This is a genomic window from Rhizobium sp. BK602 (assembly GCF_014195095.1).
In the GTDB taxonomy this organism is placed as follows: domain Bacteria; phylum Pseudomonadota; class Alphaproteobacteria; order Rhizobiales; family Rhizobiaceae; genus Rhizobium.
Genome location: NZ_JACIBC010000008.1, coordinates 194,332 through 219,010, shown reverse-complemented (window position 1 = coordinate 219,010; position 24,679 = coordinate 194,332). Strand labels below are relative to the sequence as shown.

Annotated in this window: 25 protein-coding genes and 1 tRNA gene; 13 read left to right on the top strand and 13 right to left on the bottom strand. The window is 62.4% G+C overall.

Annotation, left to right across the window (positions count from 1 at the left end):
• Positions 1-21: 21 nt before the first annotated feature.
• The gene (locus tag FHX11_RS24465; protein ID WP_184362183.1) at positions 22-309 is read left to right on the top strand and encodes a BolA family protein; all 288 of its coding nucleotides are present in this window, start codon (positions 22-24) and stop codon (positions 307-309) included.
• A 52-nt stretch (positions 310-361) separates the two neighbouring features.
• Here the strand turns inward: FHX11_RS24465 and FHX11_RS24460 are convergent, their stop codons facing one another.
• The 5 genes from FHX11_RS24460 to FHX11_RS24440 all read right to left on the bottom strand — a co-directional run bounded on the left by FHX11_RS24460 (position 362) and on the right by FHX11_RS24440 (position 4,609).
• The gene (locus tag FHX11_RS24460) at positions 362-946 is read right to left on the bottom strand and encodes a mobile mystery protein B (protein ID WP_184362180.1); all 585 of its coding nucleotides are present in this window, start codon (positions 944-946) and stop codon (positions 362-364) included.
• Entirely contained in the window at positions 946-1,407 is a 462-nt protein-coding gene (locus FHX11_RS24455) for a helix-turn-helix domain-containing protein (RefSeq protein ID WP_184362177.1), read from the bottom strand. Before FHX11_RS24455 ends, FHX11_RS24460 begins: the two co-directional genes overlap by 1 nt.
• Positions 1,408-1,581: 174 nt before the next feature.
• Positions 1,582-2,892, bottom strand: a complete 1,311-nt coding sequence (locus FHX11_RS24450; RefSeq protein ID WP_184362396.1) for an HlyC/CorC family transporter — start codon at positions 2,890-2,892, stop codon at positions 1,582-1,584.
• Complete coding sequence (aroB, locus tag FHX11_RS24445; RefSeq protein WP_184362174.1) at positions 2,892-4,022, bottom strand: 3-dehydroquinate synthase; 1,131 nt, start codon at positions 4,020-4,022, stop codon at positions 2,892-2,894. The genes FHX11_RS24450 and aroB overlap by 1 nt, the downstream gene beginning before the upstream one ends.
• Complete coding sequence (locus tag FHX11_RS24440; protein WP_184362171.1) at positions 4,019-4,609, bottom strand: shikimate kinase; 591 nt, start codon at positions 4,607-4,609, stop codon at positions 4,019-4,021. Before FHX11_RS24440 ends, aroB begins: the two co-directional genes overlap by 4 nt.
• A 155-nt stretch (positions 4,610-4,764) precedes the next feature.
• Between FHX11_RS24440 and FHX11_RS24435 the strand changes: the two genes are divergently transcribed.
• The 5 genes from FHX11_RS24435 (at position 4,765) to FHX11_RS24415 (ending at position 8,672) form a co-directional block, all read left to right on the top strand.
• Complete coding sequence (locus FHX11_RS24435; protein ID WP_184362168.1) at positions 4,765-4,932, top strand: hypothetical protein; 168 nt, start codon at positions 4,765-4,767, stop codon at positions 4,930-4,932.
• 11 nt (positions 4,933-4,943) lie between these two features.
• Positions 4,944-5,903, top strand: coding sequence for a site-specific tyrosine recombinase XerD (gene xerD, locus FHX11_RS24430; protein WP_184362393.1), 960 nt, complete (start codon positions 4,944-4,946; stop codon positions 5,901-5,903).
• 63 nt (positions 5,904-5,966) lie between these two features.
• The gene (locus FHX11_RS24425) at positions 5,967-6,920 is read left to right on the top strand and encodes an acetyl-CoA carboxylase carboxyltransferase subunit alpha (RefSeq protein WP_184362166.1); all 954 of its coding nucleotides are present in this window, start codon (positions 5,967-5,969) and stop codon (positions 6,918-6,920) included.
• A 230-nt stretch (positions 6,921-7,150) separates the two neighbouring features.
• A complete protein-coding gene (locus FHX11_RS24420) occupies positions 7,151-8,446 on the top strand; it encodes a murein L,D-transpeptidase family protein (protein ID WP_184362163.1) in 1,296 nt (431 codons plus the stop codon).
• Complete coding sequence (locus tag FHX11_RS24415) at positions 8,439-8,672, top strand: sulfurtransferase TusA family protein (protein ID WP_184362160.1); 234 nt, start codon at positions 8,439-8,441, stop codon at positions 8,670-8,672. The genes FHX11_RS24420 and FHX11_RS24415 overlap by 8 nt, the downstream gene beginning before the upstream one ends.
• A gap of 149 nt (positions 8,673-8,821) precedes the next feature.
• Here the strand turns inward: FHX11_RS24415 and FHX11_RS24410 are convergent, their stop codons facing one another.
• Both FHX11_RS24410 and FHX11_RS24405 read right to left on the bottom strand, forming a co-directional pair.
• Complete coding sequence (locus tag FHX11_RS24410) at positions 8,822-10,015, bottom strand: GTP-binding protein (protein WP_184362157.1); 1,194 nt, start codon at positions 10,013-10,015, stop codon at positions 8,822-8,824.
• Positions 10,016-10,028: 13 nt separating this feature from the next.
• Positions 10,029-11,129, bottom strand: a complete 1,101-nt coding sequence (locus FHX11_RS24405; protein ID WP_246781138.1) for a D-alanyl-D-alanine carboxypeptidase family protein — start codon at positions 11,127-11,129, stop codon at positions 10,029-10,031.
• 369 nt (positions 11,130-11,498) lie between these two features.
• Here FHX11_RS24405 and FHX11_RS24400 point away from each other — a divergent pair, with 369 nt between their 5' ends.
• Positions 11,499-12,659, top strand: coding sequence for a M20 aminoacylase family protein (locus FHX11_RS24400; RefSeq protein ID WP_184362151.1), 1,161 nt, complete (start codon positions 11,499-11,501; stop codon positions 12,657-12,659).
• Between the two features lie 119 nt (positions 12,660-12,778).
• Positions 12,779-12,855 (top strand) — tRNA-Arg (locus tag FHX11_RS24395).
• A gap of 27 nt (positions 12,856-12,882) precedes the next feature.
• Here the strand turns inward: FHX11_RS24395 and FHX11_RS24390 are convergent.
• The gene (locus FHX11_RS24390) at positions 12,883-13,128 is read right to left on the bottom strand and encodes a DUF6074 family protein (protein ID WP_184362148.1); all 246 of its coding nucleotides are present in this window, start codon (positions 13,126-13,128) and stop codon (positions 12,883-12,885) included.
• A 157-nt stretch (positions 13,129-13,285) separates the two neighbouring features.
• Between FHX11_RS24390 and FHX11_RS24385 the strand changes: the two genes are divergently transcribed.
• Entirely contained in the window at positions 13,286-13,879 is a 594-nt protein-coding gene (locus tag FHX11_RS24385; RefSeq protein WP_184362145.1) for a GNAT family N-acetyltransferase, read from the top strand.
• Positions 13,880-13,892: 13 nt separating this feature from the next.
• Here the strand turns inward: FHX11_RS24385 and FHX11_RS24380 are convergent, their stop codons facing one another.
• On the bottom strand, positions 13,893-14,159 hold the full coding sequence (locus FHX11_RS24380) for a BON domain-containing protein (protein WP_184362391.1): 267 nt from the start codon (positions 14,157-14,159) through the stop codon (positions 13,893-13,895).
• Between the two features lie 204 nt (positions 14,160-14,363).
• Here FHX11_RS24380 and dxr point away from each other — a divergent pair, with 204 nt between their 5' ends.
• Both dxr and FHX11_RS24370 read left to right on the top strand, forming a co-directional pair.
• Positions 14,364-15,557, top strand: coding sequence for a 1-deoxy-D-xylulose-5-phosphate reductoisomerase (dxr, locus tag FHX11_RS24375; protein WP_184362142.1), 1,194 nt, complete (start codon positions 14,364-14,366; stop codon positions 15,555-15,557).
• Positions 15,558-15,683: 126 nt separating this feature from the next.
• Positions 15,684-16,598: a pyridoxal-phosphate dependent enzyme gene (locus tag FHX11_RS24370; RefSeq protein ID WP_184362139.1), complete on the top strand. Its 915-nt coding sequence runs from the start codon at positions 15,684-15,686 to the stop codon at positions 16,596-16,598.
• Between the two features lie 61 nt (positions 16,599-16,659).
• Here the strand turns inward: FHX11_RS24370 and hemA are convergent, their stop codons facing one another.
• The 4 genes from hemA to FHX11_RS24350 all read right to left on the bottom strand — a co-directional run bounded on the left by hemA (position 16,660) and on the right by FHX11_RS24350 (position 21,814).
• Entirely contained in the window at positions 16,660-17,871 is a 1,212-nt protein-coding gene (gene hemA / locus FHX11_RS24365) for a 5-aminolevulinate synthase (protein ID WP_184362388.1), read from the bottom strand.
• A 214-nt stretch (positions 17,872-18,085) separates the two neighbouring features.
• Positions 18,086-18,880, bottom strand: a complete 795-nt coding sequence (locus FHX11_RS24360; protein ID WP_184362136.1) for a xanthine dehydrogenase family protein subunit M — start codon at positions 18,878-18,880, stop codon at positions 18,086-18,088.
• 18 nt (positions 18,881-18,898) lie between these two features.
• A complete protein-coding gene (locus tag FHX11_RS24355) occupies positions 18,899-21,244 on the bottom strand; it encodes a xanthine dehydrogenase family protein molybdopterin-binding subunit (protein ID WP_184362134.1) in 2,346 nt (781 codons plus the stop codon).
• An 81-nt stretch (positions 21,245-21,325) separates the two neighbouring features.
• On the bottom strand, positions 21,326-21,814 hold the full coding sequence (locus FHX11_RS24350) for a (2Fe-2S)-binding protein (RefSeq protein ID WP_184362131.1): 489 nt from the start codon (positions 21,812-21,814) through the stop codon (positions 21,326-21,328).
• Between the two features lie 298 nt (positions 21,815-22,112).
• On the opposite strand from FHX11_RS24350, the gene FHX11_RS24345 reads away from it, so the two are divergent.
• Positions 22,113-22,430, top strand: coding sequence for a YMGG-like glycine zipper-containing protein (locus FHX11_RS24345; RefSeq protein ID WP_184362128.1), 318 nt, complete (start codon positions 22,113-22,115; stop codon positions 22,428-22,430).
• Between the two features lie 283 nt (positions 22,431-22,713).
• Complete coding sequence (locus FHX11_RS24340) at positions 22,714-24,639, top strand: autotransporter assembly complex family protein (RefSeq protein ID WP_184362125.1); 1,926 nt, start codon at positions 22,714-22,716, stop codon at positions 24,637-24,639.
• Positions 24,640-24,679 lie beyond the last annotated feature (40 nt).

The following is a 24,679-nucleotide window of genomic DNA, read 5'->3' as shown; positions in this document are numbered from 1 at the left end:
TGCGGGAATATGGGCGGGAACATGGAAACGACACTGCAATCCCGCATTGAAAAGAAGCTCACGGACGCCTTCGCGCCCGAGCGTCTTGCGGTCATCAACGAAAGCCACCTGCACGCCGGCCACCAGCCCGACATGACCGGGACGGGCGAGACTCATATAAGAATTCGCATCGTCTCCGCCAAGTTCGCCGGCATGCCCCGCCTTGCCCGCCACCGGGCGATCAACGACCTGCTGAAGCCGGAACTGGATGCCGGGCTGCATGCGCTGGCCGTGGAACCGGCGGCGCCCGGAGAGGCGGTACGGTGGTGATCTTGTTGTCGCCGGCGGCAAATAGCTCAGCTAGGTCCGGCACCAATGCGCACTATGCTCCGACAAAATCGAAGAGCGGAACCATATTGCCAGCATCGGCCGCTCGAAGAGCGAGGATATAAGAGTTTCGTCGCTCGTTGTCAGCCTGCAGATTCGTACCGCTCGCCCACTCGATCCAGGGGTGTCCGAAATAATCCTGAAGGAAAATATCTGCAGCTATTCGCGCATGGCGGCCGTTACCGTTTGGAAATGGATGTATTTGCACCATCCTGTGATGAAAGCGGGCGGCCGCTTCCTTCGGCGGAAAAATTGAGTGCTTCGCCCAGTGACGCGCGTCTCCAAGAAGATTGCGAACCTGGACGGAAATCTGGAAAGGATCGATACCAATATTTTTCTCGGTCAGGCGATAGGTTCCGGCCCATCTCCACACATCGCCGAATAACCTCTTGTGCAGCAACCGGACAAATTCGTCCGTCAGGATATCTCCTGTTCGCCGCCTCCCAATCCAACGAAGTCCGGCCATAACATTGGCGCTTTCGAGTTCATCGAGTTGAAGGCGAGTGGTGATATGCTTAAATTTCAATCCCTCGATGTCGTCGGCGTCGAGCGGCGTCGCTCCTTGAGGCTCCTGAAACATCAATCGACCGCCCAAAGATCCGATGCTCTTTTTTCCGCAAGCTCTCTTGCCAGACTCTCGGTCTCCTCATCGAGAATATTCGGCGGCAGCGCTTGTTTCTCCAAAGCCATATGGGCATTTGTCCGCCGAACCATCGATCGCGCCTTTAGCCGCGCCTGATCCAGGATCGCGTCTTCGACGGGTCCATTCAGGACGATGCCATAGATAAAGCGCCCGCCCATCGCCTCCGCGAGTTTTTCCATCTGCCCTATGGAAATTGTCTTCGAACGCTCATTCCGCTCCGCTTGATAAATCGCACCACGGCTTACCGCCAATCGATCGGCAAGCTGCGACACGGACATTCCCAATGCCTTTCTCAGGGTGCTGATCCAGCCCTCCGGCGGCACGTCGTTCGAAAGGCGATCAACAGCTCCGTCGACCAACCGAACATATTGTTTCGCAACCGTTTTCTTAATGCTCATTGGCTCGCCGCCGACAGTTTTTATTCACCTATAGATAAACAATATAATACGATTTGTATAGCTATAGACTACATACTTATTCATTACGCATAAGCATAGATATACAAACGAGATGCGAGACCTCGGTCGGGACTTACATTCTTCGCTATCAGGATCGATCTGAGTTGTCGCACTTTATTCCGGCTTCGCCTCTTCCGTCTCGGCGGGGCGGATGCGGAGCTTGGTGATGCGGTTCTTTTCCCGCTTCATGACGATGAAGCGCTTGCCGTAGAAGGTGAAGGCCTGGCGCTCTTCGGGGATGGTCATCGATTCGTGGATGACGAGACCTGCGATCGTCGTCGCCTCCTCGTCCGGCAGATGCCAGTCGAGAGCGCGGTTGAGATCACGGATCGGCACGACGCCGTCGACGACGATCGAGCCGTCCGACTCCTGGCGCACACCCTGGATATCGAGATCGTGCTCGTCGGCGATATCGCCGACGATCTCCTCCAGAATGTCCTCCAGCGTCACGATGCCCTGCACCTCGCCATATTCGTCGACGACGACGGCGAAATGCTGCTTGCGGCGCAGGAAGGCGTTGAGCTGATCCTCGAGATTGGTGCTGTCGGGCACGAACCAGGGCTTCTGGGCGATCTTGACGATATCCAGGTTCTCCGGCTCGACATTCGGCTCGGCGAGCGCCCTGAGCAGATCCTTGGCATGCACGACGCCGATGATGTTGTCGATGGTGCCGCGCCAGAGCGGCATGCGCGTATAGGGGCTGTCGAGAATGGCGCGAACCACGACCTCGGGCGGATCGTCGGCATTGATGGCGCGCATCGCCGTGCGGTGGACCATGATGTCGGAGAGCTCGAGTTCGCCGAGATCGAGCACGCCGCCGAGACGATCGCGATCGGCCTTGACCACCGACCCCTCGCGATGCAGCAGATCGACGGCGCCGCGCAATTCCTCATGCGCCGACAGCATCGAAACCTCCTTGGAGAGATTGATGCCGAAGACCCCGAGGATCTGCCGGACGATGGCATTGACGAAGCTCGATATCGGACCGACCACGGCAACGAAGAGGCGCACCGTGCCCGCAACGTTAAGCGCGAAGCGGTCCGGCGCGGAGATCGCCCAGCTCTTCGGCAGCACTTCCGCGAAGATGACGAGAATGACGGTCATGGCCAAGGTCGCCAGCGCCACGCCGGAATTGCCGAAGAGGCCGAGAAACAGGCTGGTGGCCAGCGACGAGGACAGGATGTTGGCGAGATTGTTGCCGATCAGCAGCGCGCCGATCAGCCGGTCGCGGCGCTCGATCAGCGTGCGCACGATCCCCGCCCGCTCGTCGCCATTGACCTCCAGCGTGTGGATGCGGCTGCGCGAGGCGGCCGTGAGCGCCGTTTCCGACCCGGAGAAAAACGCCGACAACAGCACGAGAGCGACGATCGAGACGATCTCGGGCCAATATTCCCACAAAATCGCCAGCGTGCCCTCGACGGTCATCACGGATGCTTTTCCTTAAGGAAGCTCAGCACTTCGGAAGACGGTACGTCGTCGGCGACAAAGGACTGGCCGATGCCATGGGTAAGGATGAAGGTGAGCTTGCCGCTCTTGACCTTCTTGTCCTGCGCGATCGCATCCATCAGCACCTCGGCCGGCGGCAATTCGCCCGGAATATCGCCCATCCGTGTCGGCAGGCCGACGGTCTTCAGATGCGTCTCGACCCGCTTGGCGTCGTCGGGGCTCGCCAGGTTGAGGCGGGCGGAAAACTCATGCGCCAGCACCATGCCGATCGAAACACCCTCGCCATGCACCAGCCGCCGGCTGTCATAGGCGGTGGCCGCCTCCAGGGCATGGCCGAACGTATGGCCGAGATTGAGCAGCGCCCGCGGGCCGTTTTCGCGCTCGTCCGCGACGACGACATCGGATTTCGCCTGGCAGCTCGCGGCGATCGCCTCGATGCGCGCCGGCCCGCCGGAAAACACATCCTTCCAGTTGCTCTCCAGCCAGGCGAAGAAATCCGGCTTGTCGATCAGGCCGTATTTGGCGACCTCGGCATAGCCGGCGCGGAATTCGCGCTCACTCAGCGTGTTCAGCACGTCGCTGTCGGCAAGCACCAGATCCGGCTGATGAAAGACGCCGACGAGGTTCTTGCCGTGGCGGGTGTTGATGCCGGTCTTGCCGCCGACGGAGGAATCGACCTGCGACAAAAGCGAGGTCGGCACCTGCACGAAGCGGACGCCGCGGCGCACGATGCCCGCCGCAAAGCCGGTGAGATCGCCGATGACGCCGCCGCCGAGCGCGATGACGGCATCGTTGCGCTCGACGCGCGCGGTCAGCACCGCATCACAGACCTCGATCAGATGCTCGAAGCTCTTGGTCTTCTCGCCGGCCGGCAGCACCAGGCTGGACGACTGGATGCCCGCCGCCTCCAGGCTTGCCGTCAAGGCGTCGAGATAGCGCGGCGCGACGTTTTCATCGGTGATGACGGCAGCCCTGCGGCCCTTCAGCCTCGTCGCGATTTCCGCGCCCGCCCGCGCGATCAGGCCAGGGCCGATCAGGATATCATAGGCGCGCTCGCCGAGAGGCACGCGGACAAGGCGCTCCGCGGACGAAGGGGTGATCGCATTCATGGAACTTTGCTTTCCTGTCTCCCCTCGGCAATGGCCGCGAGGACTTCCTTGACCATGATTTCCTTGCTCACGTCGCGCGACCAAACCACGAGATCGGCTTCCGCATAGATCGGATAGCGCACGGTCATGAGCTTTTCGAGGGTCTGTTTCGGATTCTCGGTCTTGAGCAGCGGCCGCGTCTCGCGCTTGCCGACGCGCTCCCAGAGCACGTCGAGGTCCGCCTTCAGCCAGACCGACAGGCCGCTGCGCTTGACCTGCTGGCGCGTCCGCTCGTTGATGAAGGCGCCGCCGCCGGTGGAGACGACGCGCGGCCCACCCTTGAGCAGCCGCTTGATCACCCGCGTCTCCAGTGCTCGGAACTCCTCTTCGCCATAGGCGGCAAACAGTTCCGCGATCGTCATGCGCGACACGCGCTCAATCTCGATATCCGTATCGACGAAGGGAATGCCGAGCTGGCTCGCGACCAGCCGGCCGATCGAGGACTTTCCAGCCCCCATCAGCCCGACGAGGACAAGATTACGCGCGCCCAGTGCGGCGCGCGCCCTATCTTTGAGGCTTTCTGCAAGGGTCAGGACTTGTTCACTCATCGGCCCATTCACAATTTGTTTGGAAACGGTATCGTCAAATGCGCCTGTAGCGTCAAGACTGAGAGACGTAAACATCTCTGCAATATCCTTCAGCTAACGCTTGGCGGATATGATTATATCACCGGACCAATGATTGGGACGAGGAGAGCTTCCGAATGCCGACCCTGTTTCGCTTCCTCGTCATCTGCGCGGTGATCGCCGGATCGATCTATGGAGCAATGTGGGCTTTGGTGCTCTTCGTCGACCCGCAGCCGCGCGACGTGACGATCCGCATACCGTCGGAGCGCGTCAATCCGCCGGCGACCGGCTCGGTAAAGCCATGAGTGTGGCCGCCATGGCGAGGGATCTGAGCCGCGCCCATGTGGAATCCTTCCTGGAAATGATGAGCGCCGAGCGCGGCGCGGCGATCAACACGCTGCAATCCTACGAGCGCGATCTCGACGATCTTCATTCCTTCCTGTCCGAGCGCGGCGTGCGCCTGACCGAAGCGGGTTCAGACGAGCTCGGCGCCTATCTTTCCAGCCTGTCGCAACAGGGCTTCAAGCCGTCGTCACAGGCCCGGCGGCTTTCGGCCATGCGCCAGTTCTACAAGTTCCTCTATGCCGAGGGTTTGCGCACCGATGACCCCACCGGCATTCTCGACGCGCCGAAGAAGGGCCGTGCCCTGCCGAAGACCATGGGTGTCGAGGAAGTGACACGCCTTCTCGCCCAGGCCGAAAGCGAGGCGGCCGCAGACGGTCCCGACCAGTTGCATCGCCTGCGCATGCTGGTTCTGCTGGAGCTACTCTATGCCACCGGCATGCGCGTCAGCGAGCTCATTTCGCTACCGGCCAAGGTGCTGGACCAGGAAGGACGCTTCCTGATGGTCCGCGGCAAGGGCAACAAGGAACGGCTGGTGCCGCTGTCGCAATCGGCGATCGCGGCGCTGAAGACCTACGGCCGGCTGCAGGCCGAGATCGCGGCCGCCGCCCGGCAGCCTGCCCCGGAGAGCCCCTGGCTCTTTCCCGCCGCCGCCAAGCAGGGCTATCTGCCGCGCCAGGTCTTCGCGCGCGACCTGAAGGATCTCGCCATCCGCGCCGGGCTGACGCCCTCGATGATCTCGCCACATGTCATGCGCCACGCCTTCGCCAGCCATCTGCTCGCCAACGGCGCGGATTTGCGCGTGGTGCAGGAACTTCTCGGTCATTCCGACATTTCGACGACACAAATCTATACACATGTGCTGGAAGAACGCCTCCATCAGCTGGTGCAAACGCATCACCCCCTTGCCAAACAGGCCAAAAAACAGGATTAGGACCGGCACATAGTTTATACGGGCCGTCTCTCGTCATAGGCAAAAGGATCGGAAACGCACCTCATGCACAATTATCTCGACTTCGAAAAACCCATCTCGGACCTCGAAGGCAAGATTCACGAGCTCAAGAAACTCGCGAGCGAAGATGAGAGCATCGACACTTCGGACGAGGTGGGCCGGCTCGAGATCCGGGTTCGCGAGGCGACGGCCGAAATCTATTCCAAGCTCAATGCCTGGCAAAAGACGCAGGTTGCCCGCCATCCGCAGCGCCCGCATTTCGTCGACTATGCCGCAGCGCTGTTTACCGAATTCACGCCGCTGGCCGGCGACCGCAAATTTTCCGAGGATGCCGCCATCCAGGCCGGCTTCGCCCGTTTCCGCGGTCAGCCCGTCGCCGTTCTCGGCCAGGAAAAAGGCAACGACACCAAGACGCGCCTGAAGCATAATTTCGGCAGCGCCCGCCCGGAAGGCTATCGCAAGGCGATCCGCATCCTGGAAATGGCCGATCGTTTCGGCCTGCCGGTGATCACGCTCGTCGACACGGCCGGTGCCTATCCCGGCGTCGGCGCCGAAGAGCGCGGCCAGGCGGAAGCCATCGCCCGCTCCACCGAAACCTGTCTCGGCGTCAAGGTGCCGATCATCTCGGTCGTCATCGGCGAAGGCGGCTCCGGCGGCGCCATCGCGATCGCCACCGGCAACCGCGTCTACATGCTCGAACATTCGATCTACAGCGTGATTTCGCCCGAAGGTGCGGCCTCGATCCTCTGGCGCGATTCCGCCCGCGCCAAGGAAGCCGCCACCAACATGAAGATCACCGCCGAAGACCTGAAAGGCCTCGGCATCATCGACGGCATCATTCCCGAGCCGCTCGGCGGCGCGCATCGCGATCCGCAGTCCGTGATCGCGGCGACCGGCGACGTGATTTCGAACGCGCTCGGCGATCTCGCCAAGCGTTCGGGCGAACAATTGCGCAGCGACCGCCGTCAGAAATTCCTCAATATGGGTCGCAATCTCTGACGCAAAGTCGAGGATCGTGATCCCGCAAAGCGAGAATGAGGCCAAATCTTGGCCACATTCTTGTTATCGAACCGTTCTTGACAAAGAAACGCTTGCGGGTGCGCCGCGAGCGCGTCATAGGCTGGTAAGGAATTATCAAGTATAAGCCGTCTATGATTCCGTTTCATGTTTCGAAGGGGGCGGCGAAACAGATCCTGCAGCCGCTCTTCGCATCTATGGGCTAAGTCAGAATGCGCATCCGTCACCTTGCCTATGTTTCCCTGATGGCGCTGGCTCTCGCCGGCTGCAACGACGCGCTCGATACCGCGTCGATCGATCTCTCGAAGGTGAAGAACAAGGTCGAGCAGCCGCTCCCCGACCGCATCCTTGCCGACATGACCAAAAAGGGCATGGACCGCAATTCGCCGATCATGATGCGTATCTTCAAGGAAGAAGGTACGATGGAGATCCTCAAGGCGAACCAGAACAACCGCTTCGAGGTGATCGCCAGCTACAATATCTGCGCCTGGTCCGGCCGTCTCGGCCCAAAGGTCAAGGAAGGCGACCGCCAGGCGCCGGAAGGCTTCTACAATCTGACGCCGGCCAACCTGAACCCGAATTCGAAATATTACCTCGCCATCAACACCGGCTTTCCGAACCGCTATGACGCCGCCAACGGCCGCTCGGGCGCCAATCTGATGATCCACGGCGCCTGCTCGTCCTCCGGCTGCTATTCGATGACGGACCAGCAGGTGCTGGAAATCTACGCCTTCGCGCGCGATGCCTTCAAGGGCGGCCAGAAGACCATCCAGCTGCAGGCCTATCCGTTCCGCATGACGGCGGAAAACATGGTCAAGCACCGCCTCAGCTCCAACATCGAATTCTGGAAGATGCTGAAGGTCGGCTACGACAATTTCGAGGTCACGAAACGGCCGCCGGAAGTCGAGGTCTGCGAGAAGAAATATGTCTTCAACCAGCAGGCGGACGGCCCGTTCAATGCCGGAGGCAAGTGCCCGGTCATGACCACGCCGCCGGCGCTGCAGACCGCGCTCGCGACCTATGACAAGCAATATCAGGCCGACTATAGCGCCTCGCTGAAGAAATTCGACGGCATGGCCTGGTACGACCCGACCGAAGCCGAGCGCAAGGCCGTCGTCGCCAAGCAGCGCAAGGGCCACGACCTTGCCTATGCGCCCACAGGCACGGCGCTCGCCGCCGGCAAGATGATGAAGGTCGCCGATCTGGAATCGATGATGGCCAATCAGTCTGGCCAGCAGATCGCCCGCGGCGCCACCATCGCCAATCCGACGACGGCAAGCATCCGCATGGCGACGGCCGCTCCGCTCTCCGCCGAGCAGCAGCCGGCTCAGATGGGCGAAACCATGGTCGCCGCCAATATCCCGACCAACGTGCCGGTTCCGATGCCCAACCCGATGAACCCGGCCGTCAATGCGCTGGCCTATGCGCCGCCTCCGCCGGTCGAAACCGCGCAGAGCGATGCGGCAAAGAAGCCGCCCTTCTGGAAGTTCTGGGCCAAGAGTGAATAATCCGGACGCCGAGATCTACGATCTGCGCGGACTGAAGTGCCCCTATCCGGCGATCAAGACGGAAAAGCGCCTGCGCGGCATGCCGAGCGGCGCGACCCTCACCGTGGAAACGACGGACCCGCTCGCCGTCATCGACATTCCCCATCTCTGCAATGAAAAAGGCCATACCCTTCTCGCCAGCGAGAAGACGGATAGCGGCCATCGGTTCGTGATCCGCAGGCGGTGACGGTTTGCCGTCGGGCCATCTTCGTGGTTCGAGGGTCGCCCTTCGACAAGCTCAAGACCCCGCCTCACCATGAGGATGGGGGCATATGTCGCCTTGATGCAATCGCCCTTGGTGACTCCCCTTCTCCCCGAGGGGAGAAGGTAGAATCTCTAAAACCGCATCCCCGGCACCGCCAGCGGATTGTCCTGCAGCGCGGCGCGGTCCGGCGTATCGACGCTGGGCTTGCTGAGGAACGCGTCGAACAGGCCTTTTACGAAATCCTCCGGCAGATCCTTGGTGATGATCACCATGCGGGTGCGGCGATCGTTCGGATCGGGCCAGGCCGGCAGGCGCACCGGCGGATGGAAGATGTTCTGCACGCCATGCAGCACCACCGGACGCTCCGGCCGATCAGACACGGAAACGATCGCCTTCATGCGCAAGAGCTTCTCGCCATGCGCCGAACGCAGGAGGTCGAGGAACATTTCCAGCGCCATCGGATCGATCGGCTGGCTCTCGACGATCGAGAAGGACCGGATCGAGGCACTATGGCGGTTCACGTTATGGGCGTGCTGGTGATGACCATGATGATGGTGGCCGTGGTGATGATGGCCGTGACCGCCGTGATGGTGATCGTGACCATGGTCATGCCCGTGATGATCATGGTCGTGCTCGTGATCGTCGGCCTTCAGCTCGTCCTGCAGCCAGCGGCCGACATCGGCGATCTTCGTCGTGGGATCGTAAAGGCCATTGACGAGAATGGCGGCCCGGCCGGCCTCCTCGCCATCGGCATTCAGGATCGGCGCCCGCGGATTGAGCGCCCTCAGCCGGCCCTCCAGTACATCGGCGGCGACGGCACCCTCGATGCCGGTCTTGGAAACGATCAGCCGGTCGGCGACCGCCACCTGCTTGCGCGCCTCTTCATGATTATCGAGCGTCTGCGGACCGTTCACCGCATCGACGACGGTGATCACCCCATCCAGGTCGAAATTGGTCGCGATGATCGGGTTGCCCATGATCGATTGCATTACCGGCGCCGGATCGGCAAGCCCGGTCGTCTCGATGACGATGCGCTTCAGCGGCCGGATGCGGCCGGTCTGCATGGCATCCATCAGATTGGCCAGCGTGTCCACCAGCTCGCCGCGCACCGTGCAGCAAAGGCAGCCATCGGACAATTCGACGATGGAATCGCCCGAACTCTCGACCAGCAGATGGTCGATGCCGACATCGCCGAACTCATTGATGATGACGGCCGCATCCCGCATCTCCGGATCCTTGAGGAGACGGTTCAGAAGCGTCGACTTGCCGGCTCCGAGAAAACCGGTGAGGATCGATACCGGCACTCTCTGTTGCGGAACGCTCATGGCTCAGATCCGATCAGAAGGTGGGACGTGGCTGCGGGATCGGGATGCCGGGGGCGGCACTCGAGGCGGCGATCTTGTCGCCCTTCGTCGTCTTGTCGCCTCGCGCCGTCGCATCTCCCTTGTCGCCGTTGCTGGCGGTGGCGGCATCCTGCCCGCCGATCAGGCCGGCATAGACGAAATTCGGCTCATGATCCATTTCGTGGATATAGGGCGAGGTCACCTTCATGCGACCGGCCTCGTCACGCGTCTCGCTGCGGATCTTCGCGCCCTTGGCGCTGCAGATATCGGCGGTGAGGTTGGCGACCTGGTCCTGGCCCGGCCCATAGGGACGCAGGCTTGCCAGCGTGTCGCGGCCGGAAAACTGGTTCTGGAAGCCCTTTTCCAGGAAGTTGGCGGAATCGTCGGCGCGCGCCGCCAGGCTGTCGGTGCCGAGAACGACGGAAATCAGCGTGCGGCCGTTGCGGGTGGCCGAGGCGATCTGGTTAAAGCCCGACGCGCAGATGAAGCCGGTCTTCATGCCGTCGGCGCCGTCGAAGCGGCCGATGAGCATGTTGATGTTCGGCACCTGCTTGACGCCGTTGGTAAAGCCTTCCAGCGAGAAATAGCCGGCATATTGCGGGAATTCGCGGCGTAGCGCCACGCTCAGCACCGCAAGGTCGCGCGCCGTCGTATATTGGCCCTGGCCCGGCAGGCCGTTCGGATTGATGAAATGCGTATCGAGCATGCCAAGGCGGGCGGCCTCGGCGTTCATGCGCGCGACGAAGCCCTGCTGCGAGCCGCCGATATTCTCGGCGAGCGCCATGGCGAGATCGTTGGCGGATTTGACCAGCATCATCTTCAGGGCATTGTCGAGCGTCAGCTTCTGGCCCGGCTTGAAATACATCTTCGCGGCCGGCTGCCCGGCGGAAAGCTTCGACATGACGATCGGCGTGTCGAGCGAGACCTGCCCGGACTGGATCGCGCGGAAGGTGACGTAAGCCGTCATCAGCTTGGTCAGCGAGGCCGGATACCACTTGCTGAAGGCCTCCTGATGGTCGAGCACGCGGCCGGTATTGGCCTCGACGAGGACATGCGGATTGGCTGCGGCCACATGCGCGGTCGACAGGAACAGCATGGATGCGGCTGCGGCCACGGGAACGAGCCGCAGGGCGGCATACAAGCGATTCTGCTTCGTCGGCACGATCTATCCTTCAGAAGTCCGGAATTTTCTCGAAAGCTTCGCCTATTTAACCTATATGGCTAGGTGAAGGCAAAGGCGATCGACGAGTTTATTTCCCTGGAGCACAGCAATTCCACAAAGACGGAAGGGCCGCTCCGGTTCCATGAATTCGGGTCATTGCGTCCATTTTCGACGGGAAACGGGATGACCGGAGATCACGGGCTTTTGATCGGGCGCAGCGCTTCGAAACGGGCGATGCGGCGGCAAAATTCGTACGCCGGCCGAGAGTAGAAACCGAATCCGATAGTGAGCAGGGACATCAGCATGCCGATCTTGAACAGAGCCGCCGAACTGCAGGACGAAGTGACCGAATGGCGCCGCCATATCCACACGCATCCGGAGCTGCTGTATGCGGTGGAAGAGACCGCCGCCTTCGTGGCCGAGAAGCTCAAGTCCTTCGGTGTCGACGAGGTCGTGACCGGCATCGGCCGCACCGGCGTCGTCGGCCTGATCCGTGGTCGGGGTCCGGGCCGCACCGTCGGCCTGCGCGCCGACATGGATGCGCTGCCGCTCACCGAAATCAGCGGCAAGCCCTGGGCCTCCCTCACACCCGGCAAGATGCACGCCTGCGGCCATGACGGCCACACCGCCATGCTGCTGGGAGCGGCGAAATATCTCGCCGAAACCCGCAATTTCGACGGCAACGTCGCCGTGATCTTCCAGCCGGCCGAAGAGGGCGGTGCTGGCGGCGACGCCATGGTCAAGGACGGCATGATGGAGCGCTTTGCGATCGCCGAGGTCTACGGCATGCACAATCTGCCGGGCCTTCCCGTCGGCCAGTTCGCCATCCGCAAGGGTCCGATCATGGCGGCGACGGACGAGTTCACCGTCACCATCAAGGGCCGCGGCGGCCATGCCGCCCTGCCGCACAAGACCATCGACCCGATCGCCATCGGCGCCCAGATCGTCACCAACCTGCAGCTCATCGCCTCGCGCAGCGCCGATCCGCTGAAGTCAGTGGTCGTCACCGTCACCAAGTTCAATGCCGGCAACGCCTATAACGTCATTCCCGACAATGCCGGCTTCGCGGGCACCGTGCGCACGCTCGATCCCGAGATCCGCGATCTGGCCGAACGTCGCTTCAAGCAGATCGTCACCGGTATCGCCGCCAGCCACGACGCCGACGCCGACATCCAGTTCCAGCGTAACTATCCGGTGACCTTCAACCACGCCGACGAGACCGAGCATGCCCTTGCCGCCGCCCGCGACATCGCCGGCACGGCCAATGTCGTCGCCGATGTCGATCCGATGATGGGCGGCGAGGATTTCTCCTACATGCTGAACGCCCGCCCCGGCGCCTTCATCTTCGTCGGCAACGGCGACACGGCGGGCCTGCACAACGCCGCCTACGACTTCAACGACGACGCCATCGCCCATGGCGTCTCCTACTGGGTCCGGCTCGCCGAACAGCGCCTGGGCGCCTAAGACATACCCATAGCGCGCCATGCGCCCGACCGGGGCGCATGGCATCGCAAAGCAGATTGTCTCCACGACGCAAAAAGGCTTGGCTTCGCGCCCTTGCTTTTGTATGGATCAGTTCCAGTGGTCTCGTAGCTCAGCAGGATAGAGCATCAGATTCCTAATCTGAGGGTCACGCGTTCGAATCGCGTCGAGATCACCATTTCTTCCAAACAGAATTTTGAAAGAATCAGGCCGAAGCCTCTTCCACCGTGAATGCCGCCTGCAGTTCCAGCTGCACCGCATGCATGAACAGGCCGGCCTGATGCGAAATCTCGTCCTCGGCGACGCCCTGCTCTCTGAGTGCGGCTGCGAATACGGCCATTTCCGAGCGCCAGAACTGGTTTGCCGCGGCCCCATGCAGGTGCTGCAAGGCTTCAGCGCATCGTCTTACGTCACTGGTGCGCCGGTGGGCCGGGAACTGCAGAAGGGTCATGCCATCTCCGTCATTGTCATGCGAATCACATCAAGATGTCAGCACCATCGCCGCCAGATCTTCATAAACTATGAACCATCGCGGCAGTTTCCGTTTGCGAGTATGAGGAAGAGATGCCGGCAACGCGGCCGAGGCTTCATGCGGATCGAGGACGGAGATGACGGGAGACGAAGCATCGGCGACGGGCATCGCCCTCATCGAACCGGCACTGGCCGACATCGCCGGCTTCGAAGAGGCGCTGACGCGGGGGTGGTCTCCCGATCCGCGGCGTCTGCGGGACAGGACCTATGTCGAAACCGAGCTGAAAATGCTGCGGCATGACAGGGCGGCTTTCCTCGCACGCCTTGCATCTGGCGACGTCGTGGCCACATCCGTCCCGGACCGCAAGCCTCAACGTCTCATTCTCCAGCCATTCTGGATCTGGGATGGCGCATTCTGCGGCTACATCACGCTACGGTATTTATCGGGAACGACGCAATTGCCGCTCAATGTGCCGGGTCATGTCGGCTATTCGATCGTTCCCTGGAAACAGGGCCGCGGATATGCGACGCGGGCATTGCAGCTGTTGCTGCCGATCGCGGAACAAGCCGGCTTTGCAAGGTTAAGCATCATTTGCGATGAGAGTAACCATGCCTCGCGGCGGGTCATCGAGAAAGTCGGCGGCATATTCGATCGCCGAGCCACGGACCCATCGGACTCTCCCGATGTGATCAAGCTGCTCTTCTGGATAGCAACGGGAAGCAGCACATAACCAGGCGGGCTCGTCACCCCACCGTGATCCGGTTGCGCACCAGCCTCACTCCCGGCATCGCCTCCGCCACCGCGCTCGCGCGCTTGACCTCATCCGGCGTCGCCACCGTTCCCCCGAGACGGATTTCCTGGCCGACGGCGGTGACGGTGACATCGGAGGCATCCAGGCCGCCTGCGACCGCGAGTGCATTGGCAACCTCGCATTCCAGTGCCGAACGCATCGCATGCTCATTGTCCATTACCAGCGTGATGCCATGAAATGTAGCTGCCTTGAAAACCACTAATCCCGTCTCCCGACACTTTCGTGGACAGGAAACGCCGCATACGGCAATTGGTTCATCAGGTGCCTGTAAATAATCGTTAAAATCGGTAATTTTCCGAATACCGGCGTGGCGGCCGCAGCGCGCCGGCATGGCTGCGGACTTGCCGCCCATCGCGATCCCCTGTAGAGCCATGGGCAAAGACAGCAAGATGCGGATAGCGGAATGACAAGCGGGAGCAAGGCTCGACGCCGCCTGACGATATTGGGTTCGACCGGTTCGATCGGCCAGAACACGCTCGACGTCATTGCCCAGTTGGGCGGGCGCGACGCCTTCGACATCGCCGCCATTACCGGGCATGACAATATCGATCTCCTGGCAAGCCAAGCCAAGGCCTGCGGCGCAGCGCTGGCCGTCACCGCCAATGAGGATCGCTACCAGGCGCTCAAGGACGCGCTGGCCGGCACCGGCATTGCCGCCGCCGCCGGCCGGAATGCGCTGATCGAGGCCGCCTCCATTCCCTCCGACTGGGTGATGGCGGCGATCGTCGGCACGGCCGGCCTAGCGCCGACGCTTGCAGCCGCCCGCCGCGGCGCCGACATCGCGCTGGCCAACAAGGAATGCCTGGTCTCCGCCGGCGATCTCTTCGTGCGCGCCGTCCGTGAAGGTGGCGGCCGGCTCATCCCCGTGGACAGCGAGCACAGCGCCATCTTCCAGGCGCTGGAGGACGACCAGCAGCACGCGGTGGAACGCATCATCCTCACCGCCTCCGGCGGCCCCTTCCGCACATGGTCGCGCGAGCAGATGGCCAATGTCACGGCGGCGGTGGCGCGCGCGCATCCCAACTGGTCCATGGGCCTGAAAATCTCGATCGGCAGCGCCTCGATGTTCAACAAGGCGCTGGAGATGATCGAGGCCAAGCACCTGTTCGACGTCCGCCCGGAACAGATCGAGGTCGTCGTCCATCCGCAATCCGTCATCCATTCGATGGTCGGCTACACCGATGGTTCGGTGCTGGCGCAGCTCGGCTGTCCCGACATGCGCACCGCCATCGGCTATGCGCTGACCTATCCGTCACGGCCGAAGCTCAATGTCGACCGGCTGGATTTCACCAAGCTGGCGCGGCTGGATTTCGAGGCGCCGGACGAGATTCGCTTCCCCGCATTGCGGCTGGCGCGCACGGCGCTGGAACGCGGCGGGCTGCAGGGCGCCATCATGAATGCTGCCGAGGAGATCGCCTTCCAGGCCTTTGTCGACGGCCGCATCGGCTTCCTCGACATGGCCGACATCGCCGAAGCCGTCATGGACCAGATGACCGCCGTCGCCGCCGCCGAAACGATGGAGGCCGTCTTTGCCGCCGACGAGGAAGCGCGCGGCCGGGCGCAGGCGCTGGTGAAGCAGAAGGAAAAGGCTGCGTAAGCCGCAGATAAAAGAGGCAGAAAGGCAGGCCGTACACGGCCGCCTTCATCCGCCGGTTTGTTTCTTGCCGGGACCGTCGTCGCGTTTCGGTAAGCCAATACAACATCGCGCTCCAACAGGCATCCCATGGCCCTGCATATCGAAACACCGCTCCTCGAATCCCGTCCGCTCAGCCTGGCCTCGGGGCGATCCGTCTGGTTGAAGATGGATGCCCTCCAGCCGCCGGGTTCCTTCAAGATCCGGGGCATAGGGGCGGCCTGCGAGCATCATGCCGGAAACGGCAAAAAGCGCTTCGTTTCCTCCTCCGGCGGCAATGCCGGCATCGCCGTGGCCTATGCCGGGCGCCGTCTCTCGATACCGGTGTCGGTGTTCGTTCCGGAGACGACGAGCGAATGGGCAAAATCGCTGATCCGCCAGGAAGGCGCCGAGGTCTTCGTCCATGGCGCGTCCTGGCAGGAGGCGAACGAGCGCGCCCTTCAAGCGGTCGATGCCGAAGCGGCGTTCATCCATCCTTTCGACGATCCGTTGCTGTGGACGGGCCATGCGACGATGATCGACGAGGCCGTCCGGGCCGGCGTCTCCTTCGATGCGGTCGTGCTTTCGGTCGGCGGCGGCGGGCTGATGGCCGGCGTTGCCGAGGGGCTGGAGCGCAACGGGCTTCGGGATATTCCGATCATCGCCGTGGAAACCGAGGGGGCAGCCTCTCTGGCGGCATCCGTCGAGGCCGGAAAGCTCACCGAACTGCCCGCCATCACCAGCATCGCAACCTCGCTCGGCGCCCGAAAGGTCAGCCAGCGCGCCTTCGAGATCGCCCGGACCCGGCCCGTCGATTGCGTCACCGTCGACGATCGCGCCGCTGTCGGCGCATGCATGCGCTTCCTCGACGATCATCGGGTATTGGTGGAGCCGGCCTGCGGTGCGGCCCTGGCGGTCGCCTACACGCATGCCGACCGGCTGGCACGTTACGAGCGGGTGCTGATCGTGGTTTGCGGCGGCGCAACGGCCTCGATCGGTCAGTTGCAGGCCTGGCAGGCTCGCTGAACCCATAGACATACCAGAGCGAGCTTCAATCGCTCCGGTTCATGATCCGGTTCGGGTTGCCTTACGCGACTGCGCGAGCCAGCGCGCAGCGCGACCAGAGCGCATGCAGCGCGCCGACCAGATGATCGATATCGGCATCGGAATGCAGCGGCGTCGGCGTGATGCGCAGGCGCTCGGTCTTCTTCGGCACGGTCGGATAGTTGATCGGCTGGACATAGACGCCGTTGTCGAGCAGCAGGTCAGAGATCCACTTGCACTTGGCGGCATCGCCGACCATGACCGGCACGACATGGCTCGGATTCGGCATATGCGGAATACCTGCCGCATCGAGCTGCAGGCGCAGCCGGCGGACACGGTCCTGATGGCGGGCGCGTTCGAACTGGCTTACCTTCAGGTGCTGGATCGAGGCGACGGCGCCGGCGGCCAGCGATGGCGGCAGCGAGGTCGTGAAGATGAAGCCGGACGAGAAGGAACGGATGAAGTCGCAGAGCGCGGCCGAAGCGGCGATATAGCCGCCCATGACGCCGAAAGCCTTGCCGAGCGTACCCTCGATCACCGTCAGGCGGTCCATCAGCCCTTCGCGCTCGGCAATGCCGCCGCCGCGCGGGCCGTACATGCCGACGGCATGCACTTCGTCGAGATAGGTCATCGCGCCATATTTGTCGGCGAGATCGCAGATTTCCTTGATCGGGGCGATATCGCCATCCATCGAATAGACGCTCTCGAAGGCGATCAGCTTCGGCGCCTTCGGATCGGCAGCCTTCAGCTTGGCTTCGAGATCATGCAGGTCGTTGTGTTTCCAGATAACCTTGTCGCATTTCGCGTGGCGGATGCCCTCGATCATCGAGGCATGGTTCAGCGCATCCGAGAAGACGATCAGGCCGGGAATGCGCGCGCCGAGCGTGCCGAGCGTCGCCCAGTTGGAAATATAGCCCGAGGTGAAGATCAGCGCGGCTTCCTTGCCGTGCAGATCGGCAAGCTCCTGCTCGAGCAGAACATGGTAGTGGTTGGTGCCAGAAATATTCCGGGTGCCTCCCGCACCCGCGCCACAGTGATCGATGGCTTGCTTCATTGCCTCGATCACTTTCGGATGCTGGCCCATGCCGAGATAGTCGTTGGAGCACCAGACCGTCACTTCCTGCGGGCCGTTGGGCGTATGCCGCGTCGCGCGGGGGAAACTGCCGCGGTGACGCTCGAGATCGGCGAATACGCGGTAGCGGCCCTCCTTGTGCAAGCCGTCCAGTTCGCCCTTAAAGAATGCTTCGAAATCCATCATCTGCTCCAGAACCATGCAACCGTTTTCATGAATGCCGGTTCACACGTCAACCCCTGCATATTGCTTTCACGCCTCGCTGCGGCAAATGGCCCCTAATTTTGAATAATTCCAGACAAGAATAGACAATCACGGCAAGTTGACAACCAGGATTTGTCCGGAACGGTGAAAACCGGAGGGCGGCCAGGCGGCCCTCCGGCGCTTCTTTTGCGATCTATGCCGCGGCCACGGCACGCTTGGCCATGACCTTGATCAAATTGGCGCGATAGTCCGCCGTCGCATGCAGATCCGACAGCAGCGCCGACGAATCGATGCTGACATTGGCGACCGCATCCGGCGACCAGTTACCGGCCAGCGCCTGTTCCAGGCCGCTATCGCGGAACACGCCGTCCGCCCCCGCCCCGGTCACCGCCACCCGCACGCCGCCCGATCCTTTCGTGACAAAGACGCCGGTCATGGCGTAGCGCGAGGCGGGATTGGGGAATTTGGCATAGGCAGCCTTTTCCGGCGCTTCGAAGGTGATCGCGGTGATCAGCTCGCCGTCCTCCAATGCCGTTTCGAACAGGCCGGTGAAGAAATCGTCGGCCGCGATCTGGCGCTTGTCGGTGACGATGGTGGCGGCGAGCGCCAGCATGGCGGCGGGATAGTCCGCCGCCGGATCGTTGTTGGCGACCGAACCGCCGATCGTGCCCATGTGGCGGACATGCGGATCGCCGATCATGCCGGCAAGGTCTGAGAGCGCCGGACAGACGGCACGGATCGCCGCCGAGGATGCGACCTCCGCATGCGTCGTTGCCGCTCCGATCGTCACCCTGCGGCCATCGACACGAATGCCCTTCAGCGACGGGATATGCCGGAGATCGACCAGATCGCTCGGCGAGGCCAGACGCTGCTTCATGGTGGCGATCAGCGTCATGCCGCCGGAGACATATTTGCCCTCGTCTGCGCCCGACTTGAGCTTGACGGCCTCGTCAACCGAGGAGGCGCGGTGATAATTGGTTGCATACATGGCTTTCTCCTCCCCGTCTCAGGCCACGGCCTGGGTGGCTTCCCATACCTTCAGCGGCGTGGCCGGCATGGTAAGGGTGTTGTTGCCGATCGCATCGGTGATGGCGTTGATCAGCGCCGGCGGCGAGCCTATGGCGCCGGCTTCGCCGCAGCCCTTGACCCCGAGCGGATTGCTGGGACTTGGCGTGACCTGATGCGAGATCTTGAAGGACGGCAGATCGTCGGCGCGCGGCATGGCGTAATCCATGAAGCTCGCCGTCAGGAGCTGGCCGTTCTCGTCATAATGCACGCCCTCCAGCAGCGCCTGGCCGATCCCCTGCGCAATGCCGCCATGCACCTGGCCCTCGACGATCATCGGATTGATGATATTGCCGAAATCGTCGGCGGCGACGAACTGGATGATCTCGGTCCTGCCCGTTTCCGGATCGACCTCGACTTCGCAGATGTAGCAGCCGGCCGGGAAGGTGAAGTTCGACGGATCGTAGAAGGCGGTCTCCTTCAGGCCCGGCTCGATGCCGGCGGGCAGATTGTGCGCGGTATAGGCCGACAGCGCCACCTGGAACCAGGGGAGCGACTTGTCGGTGCCGGCGACCTTCACCTCGCCGTTCTCGATGACGATATCGCTTTCGTCGGCCTCCATCAGATGCGCGGCGATCTTCTTGGCCTTGGCCTCGACCTTGTCGAGCGCCTTGACCACGGCCGACATGCCGACGGCGCCGGAGCGCGAGCCATAGGTGCCCATGCCCATCTGCACCTTGTCGGTATCGCCATGCACGATCGAGACGCTCTCGATCGGCACGCCGAGCCGGTCGGCGACGAGCTGAGCGAAGGTGGTTTCATGCCCCTGGCCGTGGCTGTGCGAACCGGTGAGCACCTCGATGGTACCAACCGCGTTGACGCGCACCTCGGCCGATTCCCACAGGCCGACGCCGGCGCCGAGCGCGCCGACCGCCTGCGACGGCGCGAGACCACAGGCCTCGATATAGCAGCTCATGCCGATGCCGCGCTTCATGCCGCGCGCCGCCGCTTCTGCCTTGCGGGCCGGGAAACCGCTCCAGTCGGCCTGCTGCATGGCGGCGTTCAGCGACGCCTCGTAGTCACCGGCATCGTAGTTCATGATCACCGGCGTCTGGTGCGGGAAGGAGCGGATAAAATTGACGCGCCGCAATTCGGCCGGCGAGACGCCGAGCTCGCGCGCCGCCGTTTCCATCGTCCGCTCCAGCAGGAAGGTCGCTTCCGGACGCCCCGCGCCGCGATAGGCATCGACCGGCACCGTATTGGTATAGACGGTGCGGACATTGGCGTGGATCGCCGGGATGTCGTATTGGCCCGACAGCAACGTCGCGTAGAGATAGGTCGGCACGCAGGAGGAGAAGAGCGACATATAGGCGCCGAGATTGGCGATGGTGTCGACCTTCAGCGCCGTGATGCGGTTCTGCGCGTCGAAGGCCATCTTCACCTTGGAAACGTGATCGCGGCCATGCGCATCGGTGAGGAAGGCCTCGGTGCGGTCGGCGGCCCATTTGACCGGCACGCCGGTCTTCTTCGACGCCCAGAGACAGACGATCTCCTCGGGATAGATATAGATCTTCGAACCGAAGCCGCCGCCGACATCGGGCGCGATCACCCGCAGCTTGTTTTCCGGGGCGACATTGTAGAAGGCGCTCATGACGAGCCGCGCGACATGCGGGTTCTGGCTGGTCGTGTAGCAGGTATAGTGATCCTCGGCGGCATCATAGATGCCGAGAGCGGCGCGCGGCTCCATGGCGTTCGGCGATAGCCGGTTGTTGTGAAGCTCGATCTCGGTGACATGCGCGGCCGCCGCGATCGCCTTGTCGGTAGCGGCGCCGTCGCCGAGCTCCCAGTCGAAGATCAGGTTGTTTTCCGCTTCCGGATGGATCTGCGGCGCCCCCGGCTCCAGCGCGTTGACCGCCTCGATGACGGCGGGAAGCTCCTCGTAATCCACCACGACGGCCTCGGCCGCGTCGCGGGCCTCGCCGAGCGAATCCGCCACCACGATCGCCACGGCATCGCCGACATAGCGCACGGTGTCGACCGCCAGCGGCCGCCAGGCGCCCATCTTCATCGGCGATCCGTCCTTGGAGTGGATCATCCAGCCGCAGATGAGGTTACCGATGCCGTCGGTCAGCAGCTCCTTGCCATCCAGCACGCCGATCACGCCCGGCATGGCCAAAGCCGCCGAGGCATCGATGCCGGTGATTTTCGCATGCGCATGCGGGCTGCGGACGAAATAGGCATATTTCATGCCCGGCACCACCATGTCGTCGGTGTAGCGCCCCTTGCCCGTCAGAAACCGCTTGTCTTCCTTTCGCGCGACGCGCGCACCAATGCCTTCAACACCCATGACATCCTCCGATCAGGGTTTCGGGCCGGCAAACCGCCAGATAACAGCCGTTGGCGTTCGCCAGGCAATCTCGGTGAAAACTTACTCGGCCGCCTGTCTGGCGGCATGCATTTCGGCATTGGCTGACAGCACCGCCTTGACGATGTTGTGATAGCCGGTGCAGCGACAGATATTGCCTTCCAGCTCGGCCCGAACGGTCTTTTCGTCCAGCGAGCCGCCATGACGGTTGATCATGTCGACGGCCGTCATCACCATTCCCGGCGTGCAGAAGCCGCATTGCAGGCCATGATGCTCCTTGAAGGCGGCCTGGACGGGATGCAGTTCGCCGTTGGCAGCCAGACCCTCGATGGTTGTGATCGCCGAGCCGGACGCCTGCACGGCAAGGATGGAACAGCTCTTGATCGACTTGCCGTCCATATGGATTACGCAGGCGCCGCACTGGCTGGTGTCGCAGCCCACATGGGTTCCCGTCAGGCCAAGCTTTTCCCTGATGAAATGGACAAGCAGGGTGCGATCCTCGCACTCGCCACTGACTGTCCGGCCGTTCACCGTCAAAGTCACTTTTGCCATATTTTCCTCCACGCCTCTCCTCCAGAGGCATTTGCCATCATTTGACTTTTTTGAAGTACGATCAACCTCTACCTTTGAGGGGAGTGCGGATTTTTCTTCCGGGATTGTCGCTTTCATCCGCCAAATGGGTGCGCCGCTAGTTTAGCAGCCAAAAAAATACAAGTGCCCGATGGACAATCATATTTTACACGATATTTCTTTTTAGCTGCAGGACTGTAAGGACAGCCCATCGTGGTGGAGCTGAAGAATGGGACGACGTTGGCCGGGGGTCCGGCTTAACTAACGTTGGAGAGAGTAAATGAAGAAAGTTCTTATGCTCGCAATGGTCGGCTTGTCGATCGCAAGCTGCACCCCGACTGAACAGGGCGCCGGCATCGGCGCGGCATCCGGTGCCATCATCGGCGGCGCCGTGACCGGTAACGTTCGCGGCGCAGCGGTCGGTGCGGCCATCGGCGGCGTTTCCGGCGCCGTGATCGGCAGCGTCTCCGAGCAGCCCGGCCAGTGCTACTACCGCGACCGCTATGGCCGTCGTTACATCGATAATTGCCCGCGCGGCGGCTATCGCGATGATGGCGGTTATCGTGGCGGTTACGGCGGCTACAACAGCGGTTATTGATTGATCGCAGATTTGGATATCGAAGCCCCGGAGCGACGCTCCGGGGCTTTTTTCATGGCGATGGCCGGCGCAAACGGCAGCCACCAGCCGCCCCGGACAGGCCCCTGCGAGTGCTCCGAATCCTCCGCGAAAAACGAGGATCTTTGCTTTTTCCCGCCGTCTTTTGCAGGTTTTCGAGTCTAAAAAAGATACACCTAACGGAGTTTTGCCTCTATGGTGCCCGCGCGTTAACCCGGGGGAAACGTCAAGCTGAGTAAGTTCTCATATAACCGTAAAGCGGCGTATGCGTAGAAGAACTGGTCCGAGGAAGAGTATTGCGTATCGGCGAGCAGGCACCGTGGCAGCGGTTGCGGCAACGCTTGCGCTCGGCCCTTTCGGCGCAGGAAATGCCTTTGCTTTCAAGCTGTTCGGCATGACGCTCTGGGGCGAGGACGATACGACGGATGAGGTCAGCGATCCCGTCCGCTACACTGTCGACCTGAAGACCGACAATCTCGACAAGGACCTCAAGGATAGCCTGGCCGACACCTCGACACTGGTGGCCGACAAGAAGAAGCCCGTCTCCGGCGATCTCGGCATCGTCATCAAGGCGCGCGACGACCGCGACCGGCTGATCGCCACGCTCTACGAGAAGGCCCGCTACGGCGCGGTCGTCACCATCACCATCGACGGCACCAATCTCGATGCCTTGCCGCCGAACCCGACATTCAGCCGCGCCAAGCCCGTCGCCGTCACGATCAGCATCGACCCCGGCCCTGTCTTCAAGCTCGGCAAGGTCAGCCTGCTCGGCGACGCCGCCAGCCGCGATGCCGCGCAATACGGGCTCGTGCCCGGCGGCGATGCCGGCTCGCTGACCATTCTGAAAGCCGGTGACAAGATCGTCGCCGATTTCAAGAATGAGGGACATCCGCTCGTAAAACTGACCAAGCGCGATGTCGTCGCCGATCATGCCACCCGCACGGTCGACGTGTCTCTGCGGGTCGACAGCGGCCCGGTCGCGCCCTTCGGCAATGTCGGCGTCACCGGTCAGAAATCGGTCGATCCGAATTTCATCAAGACCTATGCCCGCATCAACGAGGGCAGGCCCTATTCGCCGGACGAGCTGAAAAAGGCATCCGACCGCCTGCGCAAGCTCGGCGTCTTCTCCAGCGTCACCATCCGCGAGGCCGACAAGCTGGCGCCGGACGGCAGCATTCCCATGACCATCGAAGTGTCGGAAGGCAAGCAGCGCTATTTCGGCGTCGGCGCGCAATATTCCACCATCGACGGCATCGGCCTGCAGGGCTATTGGGGCCACCGCAACCTGACCGGCCGTGCGGATTCGCTGCGCATCGAGGGATCGGTCTCCCGCATCGGTGAATCTACCGATGTCGGCCAGCTCGACTATAGCGCCGGCGTCACCTATGTCAGGCCCGCCACCTTCTACCCGTCCGCGACCTTCACCGCCGGCCTGAAGATGCAGAGCCTGCATCCCGACGCCTATGATGCAAACACCGTCACCGCCAGCGCCGGCCTCGCCTACGAGCTGTCCGATCAGGACACCGTCTCCGCCGGCGGCGAAGTGTCCTACGAGCAGGACAGCACCGATGCCTACGGCGATCAAAACTATCTGACGGTGGCGATCCCGCTCGAATATGTCCGCGACACCCGCGACAACAAGCTCGACCCGACCGAGGGCTACCGCGCCTCGATCAGCGCCAAGCCGAGCTATGAAGCAATGGGCGGCACGGTGTTCAGCTCCTTCGAGGGCTCGATTTCGGGCTATCAGGGCATTGGCGCCAACAACAATGTCGTCTTCGCCGGCAAGCTTTCCCTCGGTTCGCTGATCGGCGCCAACAACGTCGAGGATATTCCGGCCACCCGGCGCTTCTATGCCGGCGGCGGCGGCTCGGTGCGCGGCTATGCCTATCAGGAAATCTCGCCCTATAATTCCAAGGGCGATGCGCTCGGCGGCAGCGCCTATGCCACCGCCTCCTTCGAAGCCCGCGTCAAGATCACCGACACGATCGGCATCGTGCCCTTCATCGATGTCGGCAGCGTCACCGACAGCACTTTTCCCGACTTTTCCGATCTGCGCATTGGCGCGGGCGTCGGTGTGCGCTACGCTACGCCCTTCGGCCCCATCAGGCTCGATGTCGCCGTTCCCCTGAAGAAATATCCTGACGGTACGGCATACGGCATCTATGCCGGCATCGGCCAATCCTTCTAAGGCTGTACGGTCGGTTCAGCACGCGGTTACAAAAGTGAGG

What these genes read in the sequence shown, in the direction of transcription:
- FHX11_RS24465 (WP_184362183.1), top strand. Translation starts at nt 22, where the DNA reads ATGGAAACGACACTGCAATCCCGCATTGAAAAGAAGCTCACGGACGCC.
- FHX11_RS24460 (WP_184362180.1), bottom strand. Translation starts at nt 946, where the DNA reads ATGTTTCAGGAGCCTCAAGGAGCGACGCCGCTCGACGCCGACGACATC.
- FHX11_RS24455 (WP_184362177.1), bottom strand. Translation starts at nt 1,407, where the DNA reads ATGAGCATTAAGAAAACGGTTGCGAAACAATATGTTCGGTTGGTCGAC.
- FHX11_RS24450 (WP_184362396.1), bottom strand. Translation starts at nt 2,892, where the DNA reads ATGACCGTCGAGGGCACGCTGGCGATTTTGTGGGAATATTGGCCCGAG.
- aroB (WP_184362174.1), bottom strand. Translation starts at nt 4,022, where the DNA reads ATGAATGCGATCACCCCTTCGTCCGCGGAGCGCCTTGTCCGCGTGCCT.
- FHX11_RS24440 (WP_184362171.1), bottom strand. Translation starts at nt 4,609, where the DNA reads ATGAGTGAACAAGTCCTGACCCTTGCAGAAAGCCTCAAAGATAGGGCG.
- FHX11_RS24435 (WP_184362168.1), top strand. Translation starts at nt 4,765, where the DNA reads ATGCCGACCCTGTTTCGCTTCCTCGTCATCTGCGCGGTGATCGCCGGA.
- xerD (WP_184362393.1), top strand. Translation starts at nt 4,944, where the DNA reads ATGGCGAGGGATCTGAGCCGCGCCCATGTGGAATCCTTCCTGGAAATG.
- FHX11_RS24425 (WP_184362166.1), top strand. Translation starts at nt 5,967, where the DNA reads ATGCACAATTATCTCGACTTCGAAAAACCCATCTCGGACCTCGAAGGC.
- FHX11_RS24420 (WP_184362163.1), top strand. Translation starts at nt 7,151, where the DNA reads ATGCGCATCCGTCACCTTGCCTATGTTTCCCTGATGGCGCTGGCTCTC.
- FHX11_RS24410 (WP_184362157.1), bottom strand. Translation starts at nt 10,015, where the DNA reads ATGAGCGTTCCGCAACAGAGAGTGCCGGTATCGATCCTCACCGGTTTT.
- FHX11_RS24405 (WP_246781138.1), bottom strand. Translation starts at nt 11,129, where the DNA reads ATGCTGTTCCTGTCGACCGCGCATGTGGCCGCAGCCAATCCGCATGTC.
- FHX11_RS24400 (WP_184362151.1), top strand. Translation starts at nt 11,499, where the DNA reads ATGCCGATCTTGAACAGAGCCGCCGAACTGCAGGACGAAGTGACCGAA.
- FHX11_RS24390 (WP_184362148.1), bottom strand. Translation starts at nt 13,128, where the DNA reads ATGACCCTTCTGCAGTTCCCGGCCCACCGGCGCACCAGTGACGTAAGA.
- FHX11_RS24385 (WP_184362145.1), top strand. Translation starts at nt 13,286, where the DNA reads ATGACGGGAGACGAAGCATCGGCGACGGGCATCGCCCTCATCGAACCG.
- dxr (WP_184362142.1), top strand. Translation starts at nt 14,364, where the DNA reads ATGACAAGCGGGAGCAAGGCTCGACGCCGCCTGACGATATTGGGTTCG.
- FHX11_RS24370 (WP_184362139.1), top strand. Translation starts at nt 15,684, where the DNA reads ATGGCCCTGCATATCGAAACACCGCTCCTCGAATCCCGTCCGCTCAGC.
- hemA (WP_184362388.1), bottom strand. Translation starts at nt 17,871, where the DNA reads ATGGATTTCGAAGCATTCTTTAAGGGCGAACTGGACGGCTTGCACAAG.
- FHX11_RS24360 (WP_184362136.1), bottom strand. Translation starts at nt 18,880, where the DNA reads ATGTATGCAACCAATTATCACCGCGCCTCCTCGGTTGACGAGGCCGTC.
- FHX11_RS24355 (WP_184362134.1), bottom strand. Translation starts at nt 21,244, where the DNA reads ATGGGTGTTGAAGGCATTGGTGCGCGCGTCGCGCGAAAGGAAGACAAG.
- FHX11_RS24350 (WP_184362131.1), bottom strand. Translation starts at nt 21,814, where the DNA reads ATGGCAAAAGTGACTTTGACGGTGAACGGCCGGACAGTCAGTGGCGAG.
- FHX11_RS24345 (WP_184362128.1), top strand. Translation starts at nt 22,113, where the DNA reads ATGAAGAAAGTTCTTATGCTCGCAATGGTCGGCTTGTCGATCGCAAGC.
- FHX11_RS24340 (WP_184362125.1), top strand. Translation starts at nt 22,714, where the DNA reads ATGCGTAGAAGAACTGGTCCGAGGAAGAGTATTGCGTATCGGCGAGCA.